The 20,399-nt window shown below is 42.7% G+C and carries 17 protein-coding genes and 2 pseudogenes; 1 reads left to right on the plus strand and 18 read right to left on the minus strand.

The features are described from left to right. Positions 1 to 3: 3 nt before the first annotated feature. From ACTNDQ_RS01025 to ACTNDQ_RS01080, 12 genes are all read right to left on the minus strand, one after another. Positions 4 to 858: a YitT family protein gene (locus ACTNDQ_RS01025; RefSeq protein ID WP_441063279.1), complete on the minus strand. Its 855-nt coding sequence runs from the start codon at positions 856 to 858 to the stop codon at positions 4 to 6. Continuing rightward, entirely contained in the window at positions 855 to 1,208 is a 354-nt protein-coding gene (locus ACTNDQ_RS01030) for an arsenate reductase family protein (RefSeq protein WP_015526336.1), read from the minus strand. The genes ACTNDQ_RS01025 and ACTNDQ_RS01030 overlap by 4 nt, the downstream gene beginning before the upstream one ends. Positions 1,209 to 1,316: 108 nt before the next feature. Then, positions 1,317 to 2,087 (minus strand): zf-HC2 domain-containing protein, encoded by a 771-nt coding sequence (locus tag ACTNDQ_RS01035; protein WP_320810636.1) that lies wholly within the window; start codon positions 2,085 to 2,087, stop codon positions 1,317 to 1,319. Then, entirely contained in the window at positions 2,084 to 2,569 is a 486-nt protein-coding gene (locus tag ACTNDQ_RS01040) for an RNA polymerase sigma factor (RefSeq protein WP_278795485.1), read from the minus strand. Before ACTNDQ_RS01040 ends, ACTNDQ_RS01035 begins: the two co-directional genes overlap by 4 nt. Before the next feature lie 197 nt (positions 2,570 to 2,766). Beyond that, positions 2,767 to 4,437 (minus strand): sensor domain-containing diguanylate cyclase, encoded by a 1,671-nt coding sequence (locus ACTNDQ_RS01045; protein ID WP_278795486.1) that lies wholly within the window; start codon positions 4,435 to 4,437, stop codon positions 2,767 to 2,769. Between the two features lie 181 nt (positions 4,438 to 4,618). Then, on the minus strand, positions 4,619 to 6,046 hold the full coding sequence (locus tag ACTNDQ_RS01050) for a glycoside hydrolase family 1 protein (RefSeq protein ID WP_059086639.1): 1,428 nt from the start codon (positions 6,044 to 6,046) through the stop codon (positions 4,619 to 4,621). A 70-nt stretch (positions 6,047 to 6,116) separates the two neighbouring features. Beyond that, on the minus strand, positions 6,117 to 8,003 hold the full coding sequence (locus ACTNDQ_RS01055; RefSeq protein WP_441063283.1) for a beta-glucoside-specific PTS transporter subunit IIABC: 1,887 nt from the start codon (positions 8,001 to 8,003) through the stop codon (positions 6,117 to 6,119). Between the two features lie 123 nt (positions 8,004 to 8,126). Then, positions 8,127 to 8,978, minus strand: coding sequence for a BglG family transcription antiterminator LicT (licT, locus tag ACTNDQ_RS01060; protein ID WP_059086637.1), 852 nt, complete (start codon positions 8,976 to 8,978; stop codon positions 8,127 to 8,129). Positions 8,979 to 9,268: 290 nt separating this feature from the next. Next, entirely contained in the window at positions 9,269 to 10,438 is a 1,170-nt protein-coding gene (locus tag ACTNDQ_RS01065) for a YkvI family membrane protein (protein WP_278795489.1), read from the minus strand. Positions 10,439 to 10,456: 18 nt separating this feature from the next. Next, a complete protein-coding gene (locus ACTNDQ_RS01070; RefSeq protein WP_021976221.1) occupies positions 10,457 to 11,875 on the minus strand; it encodes an FAD-binding oxidoreductase in 1,419 nt (472 codons plus the stop codon). Positions 11,876 to 11,878: 3 nt separating this feature from the next. Continuing rightward, positions 11,879 to 13,069 (minus strand): electron transfer flavoprotein subunit alpha, encoded by a 1,191-nt coding sequence (locus ACTNDQ_RS01075; RefSeq protein WP_278795490.1) that lies wholly within the window; start codon positions 13,067 to 13,069, stop codon positions 11,879 to 11,881. Positions 13,070 to 13,082: 13 nt separating this feature from the next. Beyond that, entirely contained in the window at positions 13,083 to 13,871 is a 789-nt protein-coding gene (locus ACTNDQ_RS01080) for an electron transfer flavoprotein subunit beta/FixA family protein (RefSeq protein ID WP_441063288.1), read from the minus strand. Between the two features lie 223 nt (positions 13,872 to 14,094). Between ACTNDQ_RS01080 and ACTNDQ_RS01085 the strand changes: the two genes are divergently transcribed. Beyond that, positions 14,095 to 14,637: an SMI1/KNR4 family protein gene (locus ACTNDQ_RS01085; protein WP_015526348.1), complete on the plus strand. Its 543-nt coding sequence runs from the start codon at positions 14,095 to 14,097 to the stop codon at positions 14,635 to 14,637. Between the two features lie 763 nt (positions 14,638 to 15,400). Here ACTNDQ_RS01085 and ACTNDQ_RS01090 read toward each other — a convergent pair. The 6 genes and pseudogenes from ACTNDQ_RS01090 to tuf form a co-directional block, all read right to left on the minus strand. Then, a complete protein-coding gene (locus ACTNDQ_RS01090; RefSeq protein ID WP_288787324.1) occupies positions 15,401 to 16,456 on the minus strand; it encodes a helix-turn-helix domain-containing protein in 1,056 nt (351 codons plus the stop codon). A 220-nt stretch (positions 16,457 to 16,676) separates the two neighbouring features. Then, positions 16,677 to 17,264 (minus strand): annotated as a pseudogene (locus tag ACTNDQ_RS01095) (DUF2812 domain-containing protein). After that, the gene (locus tag ACTNDQ_RS01100; protein ID WP_004850579.1) at positions 17,261 to 17,584 is read right to left on the minus strand and encodes a PadR family transcriptional regulator; all 324 of its coding nucleotides are present in this window, start codon (positions 17,582 to 17,584) and stop codon (positions 17,261 to 17,263) included. The pseudogene ACTNDQ_RS01095 and the gene ACTNDQ_RS01100 overlap by 4 nt, the downstream one beginning before the upstream one ends. A gap of 132 nt (positions 17,585 to 17,716) precedes the next feature. Beyond that, positions 17,717 to 18,091 (minus strand): annotated as a pseudogene (locus tag ACTNDQ_RS01105) (TnpV protein). 4 nt (positions 18,092 to 18,095) lie between these two features. Further along, positions 18,096 to 18,623, minus strand: a complete 528-nt coding sequence (locus ACTNDQ_RS01110) for a hypothetical protein (RefSeq protein WP_441063292.1) — start codon at positions 18,621 to 18,623, stop codon at positions 18,096 to 18,098. A gap of 469 nt (positions 18,624 to 19,092) precedes the next feature. Next, complete coding sequence (gene tuf, locus ACTNDQ_RS01115) at positions 19,093 to 20,286, minus strand: elongation factor Tu (RefSeq protein WP_118515188.1); 1,194 nt, start codon at positions 20,284 to 20,286, stop codon at positions 19,093 to 19,095. Positions 20,287 to 20,399 lie beyond the last annotated feature (113 nt).

The following is a 20,399-nucleotide window of genomic DNA, read 5'->3' on the forward strand; positions in this document are numbered from 1 at the left end:
TTCTTATTTCTTCGGCTGATACCGCATATTCGATACATTATAAACCGTGATAAACGCTTTCGGGTCCTCCTGGTTTATAAACTTCATCAGCTTCTGATATTCGCCTTTATCTACGATGGTTATGATCTCACGGCGTTTTTCCATGTTATAGGCTCCGATGGCCTCATAGATCGTGGCTCCGCTGTGCAGGTCATGAATGATGAACTGGCGCAGTTCTTCTTCCTTTTTCGTGATGATGCAGACGCGCCGTTTAATGTTATGATCAAAAATAAAATGGTCCAGAACGATTCCGTTAAAATACGTTCCCAGAATACTTAAGACTACCGTCTTTTTATCATACACAAGCGCCGCGGAAAGTGCCACGCACATACCGGAAAGAGACATGGCTTTTCCAAGCTCTATGTGGAGATACTTATTTATGATCTTCGCTACGATATCCAGTCCGCCTGAGGATGCATTCCTGTTAAAAAGAATGCTAAGTCCCACACTCACTACCAGAACATAACACAGAACATCCAGTTCCTGGCTGTCTGTCATGGAACCGAAATTTGGAAAAATGATCTCAAACAATCCCAGAAACAACGGCAGCATTACACTGGTATAAACCGTCTTAACTCCAAACTCTCTTCCACAGGTAAAAAATCCAATGATCAGCAATACCACATTCAGGATCATGGTAATCGCCGACAGCTGCAGCGGCACAAAATTGGAAAGCACGATTCCAAGACCGGAAATACTGCTGACCGACGTATGGCTTGGCACCAGAAAAAAATATACCGCTGCTGCGATGATCGCCACTGCTACGGTGAGGATCACGGTTTCCTTAACGATATCCGCATAATTCAGTTTCTTTTTCATGATTTCAGATACTCTTCCCATTCTTTTTCTTTAGCGCCCACCAGCACCTTGTCTTTCCCAACAAGGATTGGTCGTTTCACAAGCATCCCGTCTGTTGCAAGAAGCGCAAGCTGCTCTTCCTCACTCATCTCCGGAAGTTTATCTTTCAGTTTCATCTCTTTATAAATATTTCCACTGGTATTGAAAAAACGCTTCAGCGGAAGACCGCTTTTTTCCCACCAGGCTTTCAGTTCCTCTGCAGTTGGATTGTCCGTCTTAATATCACGCAACGTATATTCTGCGCCACTCTCATCCAGCCATTTCTGAGCCTTTTTGCAGGTACTGCATTTTGGATAGCATACAAATAACATCTTATGTCCCCCTGTTCTTCGGCAGTAAATACGTAAATTCACTGCTGTCTGTTTTTTTGCCTACAGCACAGAATTTTTATAGAACTTTTTCACTGTACTGTCCAGGTTTTATTTTAACATAGACGATGCGGTATTTCTATCCTCTTGTTCCGACCATATCAGCTTCGATTCCTGTTTCATCTCATCCACAATTTTCTCCGCTGCATCCAGATCTCCCTTTGCTTCCAGCTCTGTTAATTCCAGGCTCTTCTTTCTGGCTTCCGCACTCATATAATAAACCTCTGTTACCGTTTCCGGGATGCTGTCATCTTCCGGTGATACTTCCTCTGTCTTTTTGGAAAAATCCTGAAGCAGCATGTCATCGCCTTTCAGTTCCAGAGTTCCTGCATATGGCGCGTCAATGGCGTAGACGAACTCTGTTTTTCCATCTTCTGTGTACTGTACTTTCATTCGATTGATGAGATTATTGGAAGAATACAATCTATTATTTTTTACGTACATTCCGCTGTTTTCCAGGGTCATGTATTTTTCGTTGAAATACCAGTGGTCGTAGCCTGCTGCCGCAGCGATGAGTGTCAGGATAACTGCCACTGCTGCTGTCAGCACTCTGCGTATTATTAATTTTTTCCGGATTTTTTTCAGTGCGGCTGCACTTCCGATATTTTCCGTTTCACCAGCTCTGCGTTGTGCTCCGGAGGCTGCAGATGGTCTCATTTGAGCCTGCTCTTTTCCCTGCTCCTCTTTCATAATCTCCAACATTTTTCTGCATTCCTTACAAGCTTCCATATGCTCTTTCACCAGCGCCTGACTGTCTTCACTTAAAATGCCGTCCACATAAGATGGCATCAGATCCTGTATTACATCACATGTGATCCTCATTGCTCCAGCTCCTCTCTGATCTTTACTCTTGCACGGTAATAAGTCACCCGCGCCCAGTTTTCGCTTTTTCCAAAAAGCATTCCGATCTCACGGAAGTTCAGCTCTCCGAAGGTCCGCAGGGAAAAAACTTCTTTGTACGGTTCCGAAAGTCTATGCAGAACCTTGTGGATCTCCATAGCCTGGCTCCGCTGCGCCAGCTTTTCCTCCAGAAGCTCTCCGCCAGCGCTTTCTGCTTTTTCCAGCTTCTCATCCCCGAGAAGTTGCTTCTTCTGTTTTTTCAGATGATCGTACAACGTATTCTTTGCGATCTGGCAGAGCCACACACGCACATCACAGTCACCCCGGAACTGATCTATCTTTTCCAGAGCTTTAAAAAATGTCTCCTGTGTCACTTCCTCAGCCAGCGATCCATCCTGTGAGATAGAACGGATATACCGATATACAATGTCAAAATATGTCCGGTAAAGTTCCTCTATGTTCATCGGTTTTTCTCTTTCCTCCCTTCTCACTTATAAGACACACTGATCTCAAAAACGTTACAGAAAATCTTTCAAAATTTCGTCCGATATTTTTATTCCGGCGTTTCTTTTAGCACAAACGAAATGCCCGGTATAAAAATACCGGGCACAGCATTATTAGAATTTTCTTCTGACCTCCTCTTACACTCTGCTGCATACCTTCACATCGTTCCATGCTTTTCATAATATTTCTTTTTTTCCGCATACATAAGATCATCTGCTCTTCTCAGCATTGTCTCAAGCTCCGAAGAGCTTTCCTCCCAGACAACGCCAACAGAAACACTGATCCTTTTGGCAGCAATGCTGTCACAGATATCCCGGACCTTACTCCGAAAAATCTTCTCATCCATGTCAAAACAGATAAGTACAAATTCATCGCCACCTACCCGGTAAGCATTTTCCGGCAGAATCGCAAGCATGGAACGCGCTGTATTTATGATCAGCCTGTCTCCGGCCTCATGTCCGTAAAGATCATTCACCCGTTTCAGACCATTGATATCAATATATGCTACGCCTGTTTTTATCACTGTTTTTGCCTGCATGCCTTCCAAAACCTGAATATACCTGTTCCTGTTATACAAGGTCGTCAGCATATCACGGTAGCTCATGTACTGCAAACGCGCCTTACGCTCCTTGGCTTTCAGGCTGTCCGTTAAAAAGTACTGTATGGATGACAGCAGCGTATGATCCTCATAATGCAGTCTCGGATTATCTACCCCGAGAAATCCTATGATCTTTCCGTCACTGTTTAAAGGAACGGCCAGCAGCCTGGTAATGTCCTGCATCTTCAGAGTCTCATAATACGGCTGCCCCTGCTCCTCCTCAATATCCGGAATATAATACAGGCCATTTTTCCGAAAGCTGTCCATCCAGATATCCAGCATTTCCATGGGAACCTCCTGAAGATTATCCTTCTCAGCAGTCACTCCGTTCATGGCATACTCATAGGTATTTGTACAGACATTCCTCTTTTCATCGATCTGAACAATATAACTGCGATCTCCGTCAAAATACCCGCTGATAATACGCAGCAGATTGGAGATCGCCGCATCTTCATCTTCTCCTGATATCAGCTCTGCAATGCATTTATTTAGTATCGTTGCGATCTCAAGTCTTTCCTTTATCTTGCCCTCTCTGCTTATCAGCTGATACATTTCCTGATTCAGCTCCGTCATCGTCACGATAAACATAATGATCATGGAAATACCAACAGAAAAATCGATCAGCGACATTCCATACCTGAATGCCTGCACAGCTGCCGCCACTGCCGGAAGTACAATGCATGACAGCATAGAGAACAGGAGCTTCCTGCTGACTCTCTTTTTGTACTGGAGCAAAAGTGTAAGATCAATGAACATACCTGCTACCGGAAGAAGAATTGACATAATATATAACGGTGCCCGATGGTAATAATTATCCACATCTATGTAATAATACCAGTGAGTAAACTGCGAGATTACCACAAAAACAGCCCCTGCGGCAACAATAACATATCCGGCTTTTACTCTTTTTAATGTTCTCCGCTCCCTCTTCGAAAACAGATAAACACACACATAAATGTGAAAACACAGCAGGACTACGTCACTTAAAAGGAATACGAGAAAACTCGAGATACGGACCATCACACTGCCCGGAACTCCAGGATATCCGCTGAAAATATGCGCCATGGCATCCATCAGCAATAACAGGGAAGCAAAACTCTCCATCAGGATAAGATACCGACGCTTTTCCCTGTCATAATTACTGCTCAGAAATATACATAATGCAGCTATGGCACAAAATACACATCCCCATATAAGTATCGCTACCTGCAGTACTTTTTCATCCGGCATAAAAAACACTCCTCACATTCGTCACTTACAATAAGTATTACTCTTTACCGTGTAAAAGTCAACCTTTCAAAAAAATCCCGGAGTACATTGTCATACTCCAGGATTTTGTCGTCAACCGGATAAAAGCAACCGCATTCGCTACATAATTCTACACCAGATAACTGCTTCGCAGTTGATTCAGTTAAAGCTCTTCCCCGCAGGATTCAATCACTTTTTTGTACCAGTAAAAAGAATCTTTGCGGATTCTGGAAAAGTCTCCGGTCCCGTCATCATTTTTATTTACATAGATAAGACCATAACGCTTCTTGAATTCTCCAGTGGAGGCACTGACAAGATCTGTACAGCCCCAGCAGGTGTAGCCGATCAGATCTACTCCGTCATGGATTGCTTCCTTCATCTGCTCTATATGGCGGCGCATATATTCAATACGGTAATCATCGTGAATCTTTCCATCCTCTGTCAGCTGATCCACCGCCCCAAGACCATTTTCCACGATCATGATCGGAATCTGATAGCGGTCATAGATCTGGTTCAGAACATAGCGAAGACCAGTTGCATCGATCTGCCAGCCCCAGTCGGAAGCTTTCAGATATGGATTTTTCAGATTGTCACTTCCATTTCCGGCCGTTTTCTCTCCGTCCTTTGTCACGCTGACACAGCTACTGGAATAATAGCTGATGGTGAAAAAGTCCACCGTACCCTTCTTGAGGATCTCTTTATCCTCCTGAAGAACCTCCAGCTGGATTCCGTGCTCCTCAAAGTATCTCGCTGCAAATCCCGGATAATATCCTCTTACATGAACATCACCGGCAATGGAATTGTGGATCTGCCCAAACTGCTGTGCATATAAGATATCATCCGGATGACAGGTATATGGATACCCATTGTGATAAGCAAGCATACAGCCAAGCATAAACTCCGGATCGATCTCATGAGCCATGGAAACTGCAAGTGCACTTGCTACCAGCTGGTGATGCATTGCCTGATAACGGCTCTGCTCACATACATCCTTCGGGTCCAGCATTCCTGCACAGAATACCGCACCAAAGTCCTGCGTCAACATATTGATCTCATTAAAAGTCAGCCAGTATTTTACCTTACCTTTATATCTCTCAAATAAAACCTTTGCAAATCGAAGATAGAAATCAATCATCTTACGATTTTTCCATCCGCCATACTCCAGAGAAAGATGAAGGGGATTCTCATAATGAGAGATCGTTATCAGCGGCTCAATGTTATATTTTCTCAGTTCGTCGATCACATTGTCGTAGAACTTAAGGCCTTCCTCATTTGGAGTTTCCTCATCTCCATTTGGGAACACTCTGGACCAAGAAATAGAAAAACGATATACCTTAAATCCCATCTCTGCAAAAAGAGCAATATCCTCTTTCCAGTGATGATAAAAATCAGTCGCCTGGTGATTGGGATAAAATTCTTCCGGTAACGGTGCCGGCGGTGTAAGACGACGTTCCTTATCCACACTTCCTCCTGTCAGGATATCTGCAATGGACGGGCCTCTGCCATCCTCATCCCAACCGCCTTCATACTGGTTTGCAGCAGTTGCTCCGCCCCAGAGAAAGTTTTCCGGCATACGATTATAATTTTTCATATTTTAATTTTCTCCTTTTTACAAACATCAGGCGGATCTGTTATCTCCGCCTGATGTTTCGTTGTTATTCTTATACAATAGTCAGGAATTTATCTCCTGCATTTACAGCTGCATCTTCTTTTTCCATGCATACTGCTTTGATATAATCAGAAATATTGGTCACAACAACCGGTGTGATCAGATCATATCCTTCTTTCTTAATGGCATCCATATCGAATTCCACAAGAAGCTTTCCTTTTTTTACCTTATCTCCCTCAGAAACATGGGATTTAAAATATTTACCATTTAAATTTACAGTATCAAGTCCGATGTGGATCAGAATTTCTGCTCCACTTTCTGTCACAAACATGATTCCATGTTTGCTGTCCATGATATTTGCCACCGTACCATCTGCCGGTGCATAAACCTTACCTTCTGATGGAACGATCGCTGCTCCGTCACCTAAAACCTTATCAGCAAAAGTTTTATCCGGAACATCGGAAAGTGCTTTTACAGTTCCTGCTACCGGTGCACAAAGCTCGATCTTCTCTACAAGCGGAGCGTTCTGCTGTGCCGGCTGTTTTTCTGTATCTGTGTTCTGTACTTCATCCTCTGTCTCAGCCTTTACATCCTCAAATCCGAAGATAAGCGTAAGAACAAAAGCAGCTACAAAAGATACCACAATCATAATGATTCCATAAATCAGATTGCTTAATCCCTTCTCGCCGATAAACGCCGGGATCGCCATGATACAATTCTGTGCAATGTAAAGAGAAACCTGAAGAAGTCCTCCTACGATACCACCGATTCCGGCTGCGATGGAAGCTGCTACAACCGGTCTTTTCAGTTTCAGTGTAACACCATACAGAGCAGGCTCTGTGATACCCATAAGAGCGGAAACACCGGCTGCACTTGCCAGCTGTTTCATGTTGCTGTCCTTGGATCTTACAGCTACTGCAAGAGAAGCTCCGGACTGTGCAAGGTTAGAGCATACCTGAGATACAAAGATCAGTGTATCGGTACCACCGGTTGCAATGGCATTCAGTCCGATCGGTGTCAGAGCATGGTGCATACCGGTCATAACGATGAACGGGAAGGTTGCTGCAAGGATACCTACAATAATGAAACCAAGTTTTACGGACAGGAAGTTGATGGCTACCGCAAGTCCGTTACCAATAATTGTTCCGATCGGTCCAACTACGATCAGGGCGATCGGTGCACTGATCAGAATTACCAGTGTCGGGTTCAGGATCAGTTTTACCATTTTCGGTGTGATCTTATCAACCAGAATCTCAATATAATGTGTGATCCATACCATCAGGATAACCGGAATAACGGAATAAGAATAAGTTGCTTTTATGATCGGCAGACCAAACAGTGTGATGGCCGCATCACCAGCTACCATAGTTACAAAGGTGGGGCTTAAGTAAACACCGGCAATAAACAGCGCCAGTGACTGGTTCACGCGGAAAACCTTGGCAGCATTTGCTGCGATCAGGAACGGCATGAAGTAGAAAGTAACATCTCCGATAAAACTGATCACCTGGTAGGTACTGCTTGTTTCTGATACCAGATGAAAAGTTGTCAGCAGGGTAAGTACAACTTTGATCATACCGGCTGCAGTCAGGGCAGGGATCATCGGGGTCATACATCCGGTGATGGCATCGATAACTTTTGAAACAACACTCTTTGAGCTGTCAGAGTTCGCTGCCGGTGCATCATCGGTAGGAACGCCTTTGTCTTCCAATGCCTTGTAAACAGCGTTTACTTCGTTTCCTGCGATAACCTGGAACTGATCTTCATGCCAGTTAACGCCGGAGATCTCAGAAAGCTTTAAGATCTCTTTCTCGTTGATCTTCGATCTGTCTTTCACATAGAAACGAAGCCTTGTCATGCAGTGGAACAGACGGGTGATATTATCTTTTCCGCCCAGCGCTGCAATCAGTGTGTCTGCAGTTTTTGCATAGTCCTTTTTCATTTGGGGACCTCCTTTAATAATAAATATTGAAATTTATATTAAAGGTCTTGCCTGAAAAGATACGCACATGGCACGTATTTCAGTAACAATCCATTAACACCTAATTTATAAAACAATCTCTTTTCACAGATTTTTCAGACGTTTATGGTCTTCTGTGATCTTCTGGATATGAATCGTCAGATACAGCATTTCATCCTCAGTCATAGCGTATTTATATTCCTCTTCCATCATAAGATAGATCATTTTTACACAGCCGTAAGCTTCTCTGTACTGCTCCTTGATGATCTTGAAAAGCTCCTGATTCTCATCATAGTGAAGCTCTTTATGAAGGAATCTCTGGGCAAAATATTTCAGATGCGTGAGAAACCGCTGATAATACAGATTATCCTCCTGAAATTCCATATTGTCATAATACTTCTCCACGATGTCCAGGATCTGATGTACGATAATGGAAATCTGATAGCTGTCCGTCTTGCCGCCATCTTCCGCATTCACAAAATGCAATGCAAAAAATCCTGCTTCATCTGCAGAAAGATCTACCTCGAACATCTCATTTACCTTTTTCAGTAATTCCAAGCCGATCTCATATTCCTTATGATAAAGCTGCTTGATATCCAGAAGCAGCATATTCTGAAGGCGGATCCCGTTTTCAAGTCTGGAGATCGCACCCATGATATGGTCGCTAAGGGAAAAATAAATACTGTCATTTAATTTCATCCCCTCTTTTTCCTTCACTTCATTTACAAAAGCTTCCACAAAATCCAGATATTTTTCCGGAATAGCAGTCAGATAACCCTGTATCTCCTTGCTGATCTGGGCATTTTCCGCAGTAAAGATCTTCTCGATCCTGGACTCCTCCACTTGCTGTCCTTTCTTTTTCTGAAAGGCAATTCCGCAGCCCTTTACAATAACTTCATGTCCCTGTCCATCCCTGGACAGTATCAGATTATTATTCAAAATCTTATGGATAACCATAGTCCTGTTCCCCCGCTGCCAGACAAATAAAAAAAGACCATTACAGTATATAGAAAACCTATTCCTATACTACTATAAGGTCTTGCCTGATGATAAATAAATATTTCAGTAACAATCCTTCTGATTCGTAACTATTTAATAACTGTACGTAATAGTATCAGAAAAAATATATGTTGTCTATCTGGAATATTTAATAAAATATTTATAATATTTTTGTGAACTTTGACAAAATCCCCTGATGATCCTGCCATACGGATCAACGGGGGATTTTCTGTTCAGCTTTTTATTCTTCAGATCTCTTTTCCCTTTGTCGCAACGGCATGTACAACAAACGGTACAAACAATGTAATAAACGCCGCATATCCAAGGTATGCATATCCCTTCTTAACAACTGTCATCAGACCGAACTGTGCGATGGCAAATGCCAGGAATGTAAAGATTGCTGTAAAAACTGCATTTCTTCCAAGGTGTCCCTGCACTTTTTTTGCCGAGCTGTCCATACGGCGCTCCACTGCATTTACACAGCGGGTCACAATACCGGAGATCATATTTACTGCTGTGGAGATAGCTCCAAGGATGATCAGCAGAGAAATGATCGGTGTCAGGATACCGGCGCCTACACCGTTCTGGACCAGTACCAGCATCGGTACCGATGCAGATGCCAGTTCACTTACATATGCAATGGCAAGAAGTCCGAGGATGGAAAGCTCCATAGCACAGAAGTTGCATACAAACATCCAGATCGCTGCTTTGTTGATCTGTTTTTCGTCCGTTACATCCTCCATGTGCTGGTACATAACAGAAACAGATGCCAGCTGGAAGAAGAAATAAAGGACTGCTGAATAGAGAGCCGGTCCAAAGGCTCCGCTCTCGGAGGAAAGTACAGTCATTTCTCCGGAGGACATAGTATGGATGGAAGCTGTGATATCGCCCCACTGTGCGATGATATTCGGAACAAGTACCAGTACAAGACCGATGATGATCAGCACACTTAATGTAGAAGCACATTTTCTTACGACATTGGTTCCGAAAAGCGCGATCACAAAGATAAATGCTGCAATGATCAGTGTACAGAGCCAGTACGGGATCCCGAACAGTGTCTGCAGTGTGGAACCGCCGGTTGCAAAGGCTGCTGCTGATGCAGTTCCGATCATGATCAGGTAACAGATCTCATAGAGATTAGACATAACCGGTTTCGTTTTTCCGTAAAGACTGTCGGAAAAGCTTCTGTAATCGTAGGTTTTGTGTTTATAAGCATAGCGCATTCCATACCAGAAAAACAGTGCATACAATCCCTGTGTCACTGCCGGCAGGATCAGACACCAGATACCGTAGTTGATAAAGTACTGATAGATCTGCGCTCCTGATGCGAATCCGCCTCCGAACTGTGTGGTAAATGCGACGAACGCAAGTCCCATAGCCAGAGGCATTTTACTTTGTAATGATTTATTCTGACTCATCTCTCTTTCCCCCATTTTTTATTTATTATATTCGATGACTTTTCCCGGATTCAGGATCAGTTTATCATCGAAAGCCAGCTTGATGGCTTTATAAAGAGCGATCATTCTCGGTCCCGCAAATTCTTCCAGAAATTCCAGACGTCCGTTTCCGATGCCATGCTCACCGGAAAGCTGTCCGCCCAGTTCCTTGGACAGTGCATACAGCTCTACCAGACTTGCGTGAGTGGCTTCCTTCCACTCCTGATCACTCATTTCCGGTCCACGGAGCATCTCTGTATGGATGTTTCCGTCTCCGCAATGTCCGCAGGGCTCTACACGAATGCCATGTGCACTTGCGATCTTTTTGGCTGCTTTTACATACTCTGCGATCCTTGCACGCGGAACAACCACGTCACACTCCTCCTGTGCGACAGAATCTGCTTTCATTCCTTCCAGGATCCCGCCTCTGACACTCCATACGGCTCCGGCACGCTCCGGTGTGCCTGCGATACAGCAGTCCAGGGCTCCGTTTGCCAGAGCTGCTTCCGCTGCTGCCTCCACTGCGCTGTCCAGCTCCTGTTTACTGGAAGCATCATACATAACGATCAACACTGCTTCTCCCTGTTTTACCGGGAACATTTTGTTTAGATTACGTTCTACGATATCGATCAGTTCTCTTTCCAGAAACTCGATGGCTGTTGGCACAAACGGCAGCTCCAGAACCTTCGGGACCATGTCTGCACATTCCTCAAGACTCCTGAACGGCATTACAAGGGTGCAGGTACAGGTCGGTGCGGGAAGAAGCTTCAGCGTTACCTGAGTCAGGATACATAAGGTTCCCTCTGAGCCGATCACCAGATCTTTTACATCATATCCCGTTGTGTTCTTCACAACGTTGGATGAAAAATTCATGATGGAACCATCCGGCATAACTGCCTCGATACAACGGACGAAATCCCTGGTCAGTCCATATCGTACCGCTTTCATGCCACCGGCATTTGTGATAACATTGCCGCCGATGGAAGCTGTTTTTTCGCCCGGATCCGGCGGATAAAAAAGTCCTCCTGCTGCAGCGGCTGCCTGGATATCGATGAGCAGTGCTCCCGGCTCCGCTGTGATGGTCTGGTTCTTTCTGTCGATTGGAAATATCTTGTTCATGCGCATCACAGAAAGCATAATCCCACCATATTTACAGGTTGCTCCGCCTGCAAGTCCGGTTCCTGCGCCACGGCATACCACCGGGATATTTTCTTTATATGCGTAAGCCATGATGGCTGAGATCTCTTCTTTATTTAAAACCTCCACATAAAGCTCCGGAGGAAAAACTCCGTACTCCGGCATCTCATCACGATAATATTCTTTTGCGATCTCGTCGCCGACCCATACACGATCTGAAGCAGTCACAGAACGGATGTAGTCAAAATCTTCTGAAGTCATTTTTTTATAGGGATATGCCATGACTTAATCCTCCTTCCGATTCTTTACCAGCTCTGTCAGCTCCGGTACAACCTGGTACAAATCGTCCACGATGCAGTAATCTGCAACATTAAAGATCTGTGCCTCCGGATCATTGTTGATCGCTACGATACAGTCAGATCCTGTCATGCAGGAGGTAAACTGGATGGCACCGGATACGCCGCAGGTGATGATCAGCTTCGGACGGACCGTTCTTCCGGAAAGTCCGATCTGATGTGCAACATCTCCGAATCCGTTTTCTACCATAGGGCGAGTGAAGGCAAGCTGTCCGCCAAGGGCATCTGCCAGTTCCCGGCACATTTCCACATCCTTTTCATTCCGGACACCACGGCCTGCTACTACCAGAACATCCTCTTCCTCAAGGCTCTTTACCTTATCAATGACCCTGGATGACAGAATCTTGATCCTGGAATCTGCCATTTTTTCATTTACCGGACATACGACCACCTGACCATGCGGGTTTTTTATTTTTTCTGCCTTGTCCATAACCTTATAACGGACCGTGGCAAACTGTGGCCGTGATTTGGTGATGCCGATCTGAGCCATGATATTTCCACCGAAAGCCGGTCTGATCTGGATCATATCGGTGTTGGAACGGATATCCAGAGTTGTGCAGTCTGCAGTCAGTCCCGTATGGAATCTGGTGGAAAGCCTCGGTGCAAGGGAACGCCCCAGCGCAGTAGCTCCGATCAGCACAGAGCTTGGTTTGTTTGCTGCGATACAGTCTGCAACTGCGTCTGTATAACAGTCTGCGCGGAAGCCTTCGAAGCCTTCATGCTCATATACGTACACATTGTCTACGCCATACGGCAGAAGCTTTTCCGCATTTTCCTTTGTTCCTTTTCCTCCGACGATCACACAGTTAACCTGATAACCGACTTTGACAGCCATCTTTCTTGCTTCTCCAATCAGCTCAAAGGTAACCGGATGAATCTCTCCTCTCTCCTGCTCCACATAGATAAGAAAGTTTTTCCATTTATCCTTGTCAAAGGATTTCGCCTTCTGCTCAAACCGGATGGCTTTCTCCGGGCAGTTACGAACGCAAAGCCCACACATACGACAGGCATCGCCTACAACAATTCCATTTCCCTCTATGGTGAGGGCCCCAAAAGGACATTTCTCCACGCATACTCCGCAGAGTACGCATTTGTTTATATCAAATTTTAAAAATTCCATGTTCCGTTTCCCCCTATATGATCTTCTTTCCGGTCAGGAGAGCAACAAGCTTGTCTGCTTTTTCCTTTGCAGTTCCTTCCAGATAAACCTGTTTTTCACTTTCCTCCGGCGCAAACATTTTTTCCACAGAGGTGGGGGAACCGATCAGTCCGTAACGGCTCAGATCCTGATCCGGCATATCTTCAAAGCTTAAGATCCGTACCGGACGGTCTGCAGTTGCCTTCTTTAATAAATAGGATGGCAGACGTGGCACGCAGGTATCCTTGTCAATGGTTAAAAGACATGGATACGGGATCTCGGAAACCTGGGAAACACTGACAAGATCCTGACGGACCTGAATGCTTTTTTCATTGACGTCCATGATCTCAGCTACCCATGCAGCATGTGGGATGGCCAGATGCTCTGCAATGGCCGGTCCAACCTGGGCTGTGTCACCATCTGTGGTCTGTCTTCCGCAGATGATCAGATCTGCACCGCCGATCACCTGGATTCCCTGTGCTAACGCATAAGAGGTTGCCAGAACATCCGCTCCCGCAAATTTTCGGTCTGAAAGGATCACGCCCTCATCAGCACCCATGGTATAAGCATCCCGGATCATCTCTTCCGCCTGAGGCGGTCCCATAGTAAGAACGATTACAGTTCCGCCTGTTTTTTCCCGGATCGCAAGGGCTGTTTCCAGTGCAAACAGATCATATGGATTAGTCCTTGTCTCACCGGACATTCGTTTCATGGCACCGGTTTCCGGATCGATATCAACCTTGGAAGTTGCCGGTACCTGCTTCATACATACAACGATCTTCATTTTCTATCTTCTTTCCTGTATTTTCGCTTTTATTTTTTGCTTTAAAACGTTAAACAACTGTATAAGTATAGCATTAACGTGGTGTAAAGTCGAGAGGGTTTTGGTAAATTCTGCACAAAAAAGCATTGAAAAAACTTTTAAGCATGCTATAATTACTCCGTTATCAAATAAAGCAGACATATGAATCTTTACAATATCACATCGATCAAAGAGCATATATGTAATGGAAGACATCCGTGCAATCTACAGAATTTTCAACAATCTAAAATATGAAATGGAAAATAATGGATGGGTCTATCAATGGCATTTAGGCGATGAACCTATAAAAGTAACTCACAAATTTAACCCTCCTGTAACACCTGAAGAATTTCAGCTGTTTGAAAAATATTTTCCCAATATGAAACTTCCTGCCTCATACAAAGCTTTTTTATCCTGTTCAAATGGCATGGAACTTTTTTGCGGAGAGGAAGGCAGTTCTTTAGTCAGCTGTACCATTTATTCTTTAAAAAGAGCGCTCAAAGAAAAGGAATCTTGGAATAGTACGCCTATTTTATCTGATCCGGAGTTTACATATCATCTTCCTGTTCTTTGCTTACAGGACATCGGCGATATAACCATGGATCTTCAGGCTGTATCAGAAGGCAGAGACGATTACCTATGCTATCCAGCTCCAGATACTGATCGTTTTAATATCCCTTTTAATGAATGGCTGGAAAGATATATCGTATGCCAGGGGCATGAATTCTGGTATTTTTTGAATCCATAAAACAGAAATTTTATGAATATTTTTCGTAAAAATACCCCGGAAACCTTACGGTTCCGGGGTATCTTACGTTTGGACACAATGTACCTTGCGGTACTCAATATATATTAAATTAGGATATTATACTAATTAACGATTACTCGATAACTGTAGCAACACGTCCTGATCCTACAGTACGTCCACCTTCACGATACTTTAATCCCGTTTTATCTCATATTTTTTATGGTTTTCTCTCCAAAATACAGTGAAAAACGGCTGAATTGCACCACCTATTTTGATTTGCCTGATTTCTTGGCACCGGAAAATACTCAAAAAATTTTCTTCTACAGTTGCTGGATTCTGCTCTGCCAATTTTATATTGCACCGACAGTTTCAGGCTGTTATAATCAGAACATGGGTGCTACCATAACGGTAGGCGGTTAGTCCTTCTCCAGAGGGACTGTGACCCTCTGATTACATAGAAACCTGTAAAGGAATCCAGTGGAAAGGAGGGCTAAGCCAATGAGTATTGTTGACTTCATAGCAGTAGTGAGCTTCGGCTTAACCTGCTTTAGTATCGGATATACATTAGGCAAAGATAATCATAAACCACAAAAATAACCGCCCTAGCCTGCAAACTGAACGGTTATTTTTGTAATCAATAAGTATGTGGACTAACCGTCTATCGGTAGCACTCTTTTTCTATAATCATATTAGCACGCATCTGTGGAAATGTCAAAAATTTTCTTCTTTCTCAACTACATCTATTTCCATACATTTTTACAACCTATTTCAAGTGTTCCTCAAAAATTGATTCGAGTTCCTTATTCCCCCTCAAGAATTCATACTCTTTCTTATTTTCAATTTCCGAATACAATTCACGAACAAAATTTTTTCCAAGTCCCGAAAAAGCTTTTCCCTGTGCAGTATCTTCATACCTGTAATACAAAGGGGATTGTGTCATATTCCAAGGCTTCTGTGATTCACTTAATAATCGCTTAATTAACTGGATACATTTTTCTACATCTTTTCGATATCCAGCAATCAGCAGATATGGAACTGTGTTGCCATAATTCCATAGTCCAAACAATGATATCATGTGATCTGTAATCTCAGCAATTTTCTCTGCTTTATCATGATTTCCTGTCTCTTCTTCCATTTCTATTAACTTATACAAGTAGCTTTGGATATTGATAACTGCCTGTAGCAATTTCCCTTCTAAGAATAATGCAGCAGTATCTGTTCCTTCCTGATGTGCTAATACACTTGTTTTCATAATCGTTGCATCAATTACAGTATCAGGAATTTTTTTCAAAAGGACATTTGCTTCTTCATATTTCTCCATTTGGACATATTTTGTTGCAAGTATAAAAACACTTGAATTTCTCACTCTTTCAACCTGACTATCTGCTGTTCGTTCCAGCCACTCGATAATAGCTGTATTATATTTCATTCGTTCTTCGTCATTAAGATCTGACAAAGTCAAAGATCCGTTCAGAACGGTTGCGATCGTATAAATTAATAAGTCGCAATGAGGATACTCCTGTATTTTACGAGATGCCATTTCAAAAGCCTTTGTAAAGCTGTCCAATGAAACTTCCGAAAGTTCATTCACAAATTGTCCAATCTCTTTTTCGGTCAATTCTTCACGAAACGAAAACAATTCATTCATATCAATTTTCAATAATCGTGCCAAAGCTGGAAGTAATGAGATATCCGGATATGTATTTCCCTTTTCCCATTTATTTACCGCAGGAGTAGAAACACCCAGATAATTTGCCACCTGTTCTTGTGTTAATCCCTCAGTTTTTCGATAGTTTTTTATCTGCTCACCAATACGCATTGTTCACACCTCCTGTCCTTATTTCCATTATAGCGTTCCCAATACATGTTTACAATTGAGCCTTTGTTTACTTATTACTTTCTTTTTTTAACTTTCAATTAATTTTCTCTAATATTTATATCATCAGCAACAAACTGCCCACAAATTTAAGAACGGACTACTAACCCTCAAACGACAGTGCATTACATTGCATCAGCTAAACCAACCTTGTTATCCTGAATCACCACTCCTTCATCTTCGCTTCATGCCTATTTTTCATAATTTGCAACTGGTATATAATGACAGGGATTAGAAAAATCACAGCAACTATGCCTAAAATAACAGACCGATTTACGGTAGCAAATGCCGCGAGCATAAGCATTAATAAAAGCCAGGGATTTCGCAAATTACTGTAATAATTTGCCCTATCTTCATAGGACGTATGAAGTTCAAAAGTTTTTCCATCATTTTCTTTTTCTACAATCAGCAATTCCCTGTTAAATGTTGTAGTGTTTGTTGCAATACGACCGCCAATTTCAGCCCACGGACGCCAGCGAACTTTGCCAACAGAATAATTAAGATTGATATTTTTATAGAATACGGAATATCCCATTTCTTCCAAGAAATCATGGTAATCTTCAGCATTAGCTTTTGATTTTTATCCTATAAACTCCACGCAATATTGAACTTGACCTGGCTTACATTTTTCAAATTCATAGAGTAATTTTCCCGTTCGAATAAGGCGATAACCTTTTTCAGCCATCTTATTCAGCCAGTTTTTCTGTACCGTCAATAGCCCACCAAAAAAACGATAACACTTTTTGCTCATAGTGTACCTCCTACAATTCCGCTTGCAATGCCTACAAGTTCACGAAGTCTGATAAGTTCTTTTTCAGCTATCTCCTTTCCTTTTACAGTGATAAGATACTCTTTTTTTCTACCTTCACTATCTCCGAAAAGCTCAATCCATCCCTTTTCCAGCATTGAATTTAATGCACCATATAAAGTGCCTGCTCCCAATGAAAGCCGCCCACCTGTTTTTTCTTCAATGAACTGCATGACAGCATATCCGTGTTTAGGTGAATAGAGTGAAAGCAAAATATAGAATGTCACTTCTGTGAGTGCACCACTTTTCACATTATCCCTCATGGCATTCCCTCCTTATTACGGTTACTGTAATAACTATATCAGTAACCGTAATAAAAATCAAGAGATGTGAAATAAATCTTAATAAGCCGGATAGTATTATGCTTTTCATGTTCAGTCCTTTACAAACAATACTTATATATAAAGTATTTCTCTCAACACCATTTCTTCTGCACTAGCTTTTATATTATTCATCAGTCTAACCCACTTCGTCCGATTCTGTACCTTTAATTCTTCAGTTACGCCCTGTTTTTCTGCCATCTATTCCATAAGCATTTCCACCTGCTCTCTGCTCTCCTGATCAATTTGATTCAGGTGTTCCGTCAGCTTTCCAGTCAACAACAAATATTGATATTTTGCTAATCTGTGTTCCTTCAGAAACTGTTTCCTCAGCATTCCATATTTCCCATATATCGGTTCTTCTTCATTCAATACCAAATCCGGCAAATAATAATCTCCATGCAAAGTATAGCTTAATCCGTTCTTTTCATCATAAATGTGTGTTTCCATAATCTTATCTCTCCATTTCTCTGTTTTTTGATTTAGTTTTCTTACGCTGCTGATTCTCCATCTCGCTTTTTTTCATTCCACATGCCAATCTTTCATGAATATTTCCCTTCGGCATTTGTTCCATCCGTCGATTTTCTTCCAGGACTTTCTCGTTTTGAATATCCTGCTGTACTGCTGTATCTACAATTTCTATTCCAAGAACACGCACAACACGATCATACCTATCAGAAACACCTTGTAATATATCTTTTTCTTCTGACAATTTCTGATTATCTTTACGTATATCATCCAGTTCTCTCTGAATAGCATTATATTTTTGTTTCACCTTTTGATATTTTCTCTTCCAACCTTCCACCTCTTTCGTGAGTTCTTTAACCTGTGCAGCCATCGCAGCAATTTTATTTTTCACCTGAGTAAACAGTGGTTTTATTTTCTTATCCCGGTAAGTTGTTGCACGTTCCAATGCACCAGCTTCTTGAAGTAGAGTTTTCACTGTTCCATATTCCTTTATTTCTTTGCTGACATTATCCATTACCGGCTGTAACCGTTCTCTGCGTTCTTCCAGGCTATGCAGATCTTTCTCGGCTTTTTCCGCACGCTTCTCAGCTTCCTCTTTATCTTTAACTGCCTGCTCCTTGTCATCTTTTAAAAGCTGGATATTGTGGAAACAATCCGTCTGAAACTACAATATCATCGTGATCCAGAACGTGCTGAACAGATCAAACATATCAAAGGCTGGTAAAAAAAATACTCCTGTGAATAGCAAACATTCGCAGGAGTTTCTTTTTGGCACCGTTTTGGCACCGCTGGTCTTATTTTTCAATTATAAATTTATCTGTATTTCATCTTGCTGATAAATGTTTCACTATTACTAACCTGATAAATTTACGAATAATTCTTTTCTTAGAGTACAGAAAAACCCCGGAAACCTTGCGGTTCCGGGGTATCTTACGTTTGGACACAACGTTATCTTACGATAACAAATCTATATTCAGATTGTATTACTCGATGATTGTAGCAACACGTCCTGATCCTACAGTACGTCCACCTTCACGGATAGCGAATGTAAGACCCTGGCTCATAGCGATCGGATGAATCAGCTCGATTGTCATCTCGATGTTATCTCCAGGCATGCACATCTCTGTTCCCTCTGGAAGGTTGCAAACACCTGTTACGTCTGTTGTTCTGAAGTAGAACTGCGGACGATAGTTGTTGAAGAATGGTGTATGACGGCCACCCTCGTCTTTAGTCAGAACGTAAACCTGAGCTGTGAATTTTGTATGGCATGTAAGTGTTCCTGGTTTAGCAAGAACCTGTCCACGCTCGATCTCGTTTCTCTGAACACCACGAAGAAGTGCTCCGATGTTATCACCAGCCTGAGCCTCATCAAGAAGTTTACGGAACATCTCGATACCAGTTACAACAACTTTACGAGTCTCTTCTTTGATACCAACGATCTCAACCTCATCAGATACGTGAAGAACACCAGCCTCAACTCTACCAGTTGCAACTGTACCACGTCCTGTGATGGAGAATACATCCTCTACAGGCATTACGAACGGTTTATCTGTGTCACGCTGTGGGTCTGGAATGTAGCTGTCAACAGCATCCATAAGCTCCATGATCTTGTCGCCCCACTCGCTGCTCGGATCCTCAAGAGCTTTAAGAGCAGAACCCTGGATAACCGGAATGTCATCTCCTGGGAAGTCATACTCGGAAAGAAGCTCACGGATCTCCATCTCTACGAGCTCAAGAAGCTCCTCATCGTCTACCATATCACATTTGTTCATGAATACAACGATGTAAGGAACACCTACCTGACGGGAAAGAAGGATATGCTCTTTAGTCTGAGCCATAACACCGTCTGTAGCAGCAACAACAAGGATAGCACCATCCATCTGAGCTGCACCTGTGATCATGTTCTTAACGTAGTCAGCATGTCCTGGGCAGTCAACGTGTGCATAATGTCTATGCTCTGTCTCATACTCAACGTGTGCTGTAGAAATTGTGATACCACGCTCTCTTTCCTCTGGAGCCTTATCGATATTAGCGAAATCTGTAGCTGTGTTTCCTGCTACTCTCTCAGACAGAACTTTTGTGATAGCTGCTGTTAAAGTTGTTTTACCATGGTCAACGTGTCCGATGGTACCAATGTTACAATGCGGTTTTGTTCTCTCAAACTTAGCCTTTGCCATTTTAAAATGTCCTCCTTAAAAAACTTGACTCTGTAATCAGAGCATTTTTTCAGATTTAAACTTGCTAACCTTGATTATATTGCAAACCAAGGTTATTTGCAAGCATTTTATTT

Source organism: Blautia massiliensis (ex Liu et al. 2021) (assembly GCF_052064225.1).
GTDB classification, from domain to species: domain Bacteria; phylum Bacillota; class Clostridia; order Lachnospirales; family Lachnospiraceae; genus Blautia_A; species Blautia_A fusiformis.

What these genes read in the sequence shown, in the direction of transcription:
- ACTNDQ_RS01100 (WP_004850579.1), bottom strand. Translation starts at nt 17,584, where the DNA reads ATGAGGGATAATGTGAAAAGTGGTGCACTCACAGAAGTGACATTCTAT.
- ACTNDQ_RS01050 (WP_059086639.1), bottom strand. Translation starts at nt 6,046, where the DNA reads ATGAAAAATTATAATCGTATGCCGGAAAACTTTCTCTGGGGCGGAGCA.
- ACTNDQ_RS01065 (WP_278795489.1), bottom strand. Translation starts at nt 10,438, where the DNA reads ATGAGTCAGAATAAATCATTACAAAGTAAAATGCCTCTGGCTATGGGA.
- ACTNDQ_RS01025 (WP_441063279.1), bottom strand. Translation starts at nt 858, where the DNA reads ATGAAAAAGAAACTGAATTATGCGGATATCGTTAAGGAAACCGTGATC.
- ACTNDQ_RS01075 (WP_278795490.1), bottom strand. Translation starts at nt 13,069, where the DNA reads ATGGAATTTTTAAAATTTGATATAAACAAATGCGTACTCTGCGGAGTA.
- ACTNDQ_RS01055 (WP_441063283.1), bottom strand. Translation starts at nt 8,003, where the DNA reads ATGAAAAAGGACTATGCAAAAACTGCAGACACACTGATTGCAGCGCTG.
- ACTNDQ_RS01110 (WP_441063292.1), bottom strand. Translation starts at nt 18,623, where the DNA reads ATGGATAATGTCAGCAAAGAAATAAAGGAATATGGAACAGTGAAAACT.
- ACTNDQ_RS01030 (WP_015526336.1), bottom strand. Translation starts at nt 1,208, where the DNA reads ATGTTATTTGTATGCTATCCAAAATGCAGTACCTGCAAAAAGGCTCAG.
- ACTNDQ_RS01090 (WP_288787324.1), bottom strand. Translation starts at nt 16,456, where the DNA reads ATGCGTATTGGTGAGCAGATAAAAAACTATCGAAAAACTGAGGGATTA.
- licT (WP_059086637.1), bottom strand. Translation starts at nt 8,978, where the DNA reads ATGGTTATCCATAAGATTTTGAATAATAATCTGATACTGTCCAGGGAT.
- ACTNDQ_RS01085 (WP_015526348.1), top strand. Translation starts at nt 14,095, where the DNA reads ATGGAAGACATCCGTGCAATCTACAGAATTTTCAACAATCTAAAATAT.
- ACTNDQ_RS01070 (WP_021976221.1), bottom strand. Translation starts at nt 11,875, where the DNA reads ATGGCATATCCCTATAAAAAAATGACTTCAGAAGATTTTGACTACATC.
- ACTNDQ_RS01035 (WP_320810636.1), bottom strand. Translation starts at nt 2,087, where the DNA reads ATGAGGATCACATGTGATGTAATACAGGATCTGATGCCATCTTATGTG.
- tuf (WP_118515188.1), bottom strand. Translation starts at nt 20,286, where the DNA reads ATGGCAAAGGCTAAGTTTGAGAGAACAAAACCGCATTGTAACATTGGT.
- ACTNDQ_RS01045 (WP_278795486.1), bottom strand. Translation starts at nt 4,437, where the DNA reads ATGCCGGATGAAAAAGTACTGCAGGTAGCGATACTTATATGGGGATGT.
- ACTNDQ_RS01080 (WP_441063288.1), bottom strand. Translation starts at nt 13,871, where the DNA reads ATGAAGATCGTTGTATGTATGAAGCAGGTACCGGCAACTTCCAAGGTT.
- ACTNDQ_RS01040 (WP_278795485.1), bottom strand. Translation starts at nt 2,569, where the DNA reads ATGAACATAGAGGAACTTTACCGGACATATTTTGACATTGTATATCGG.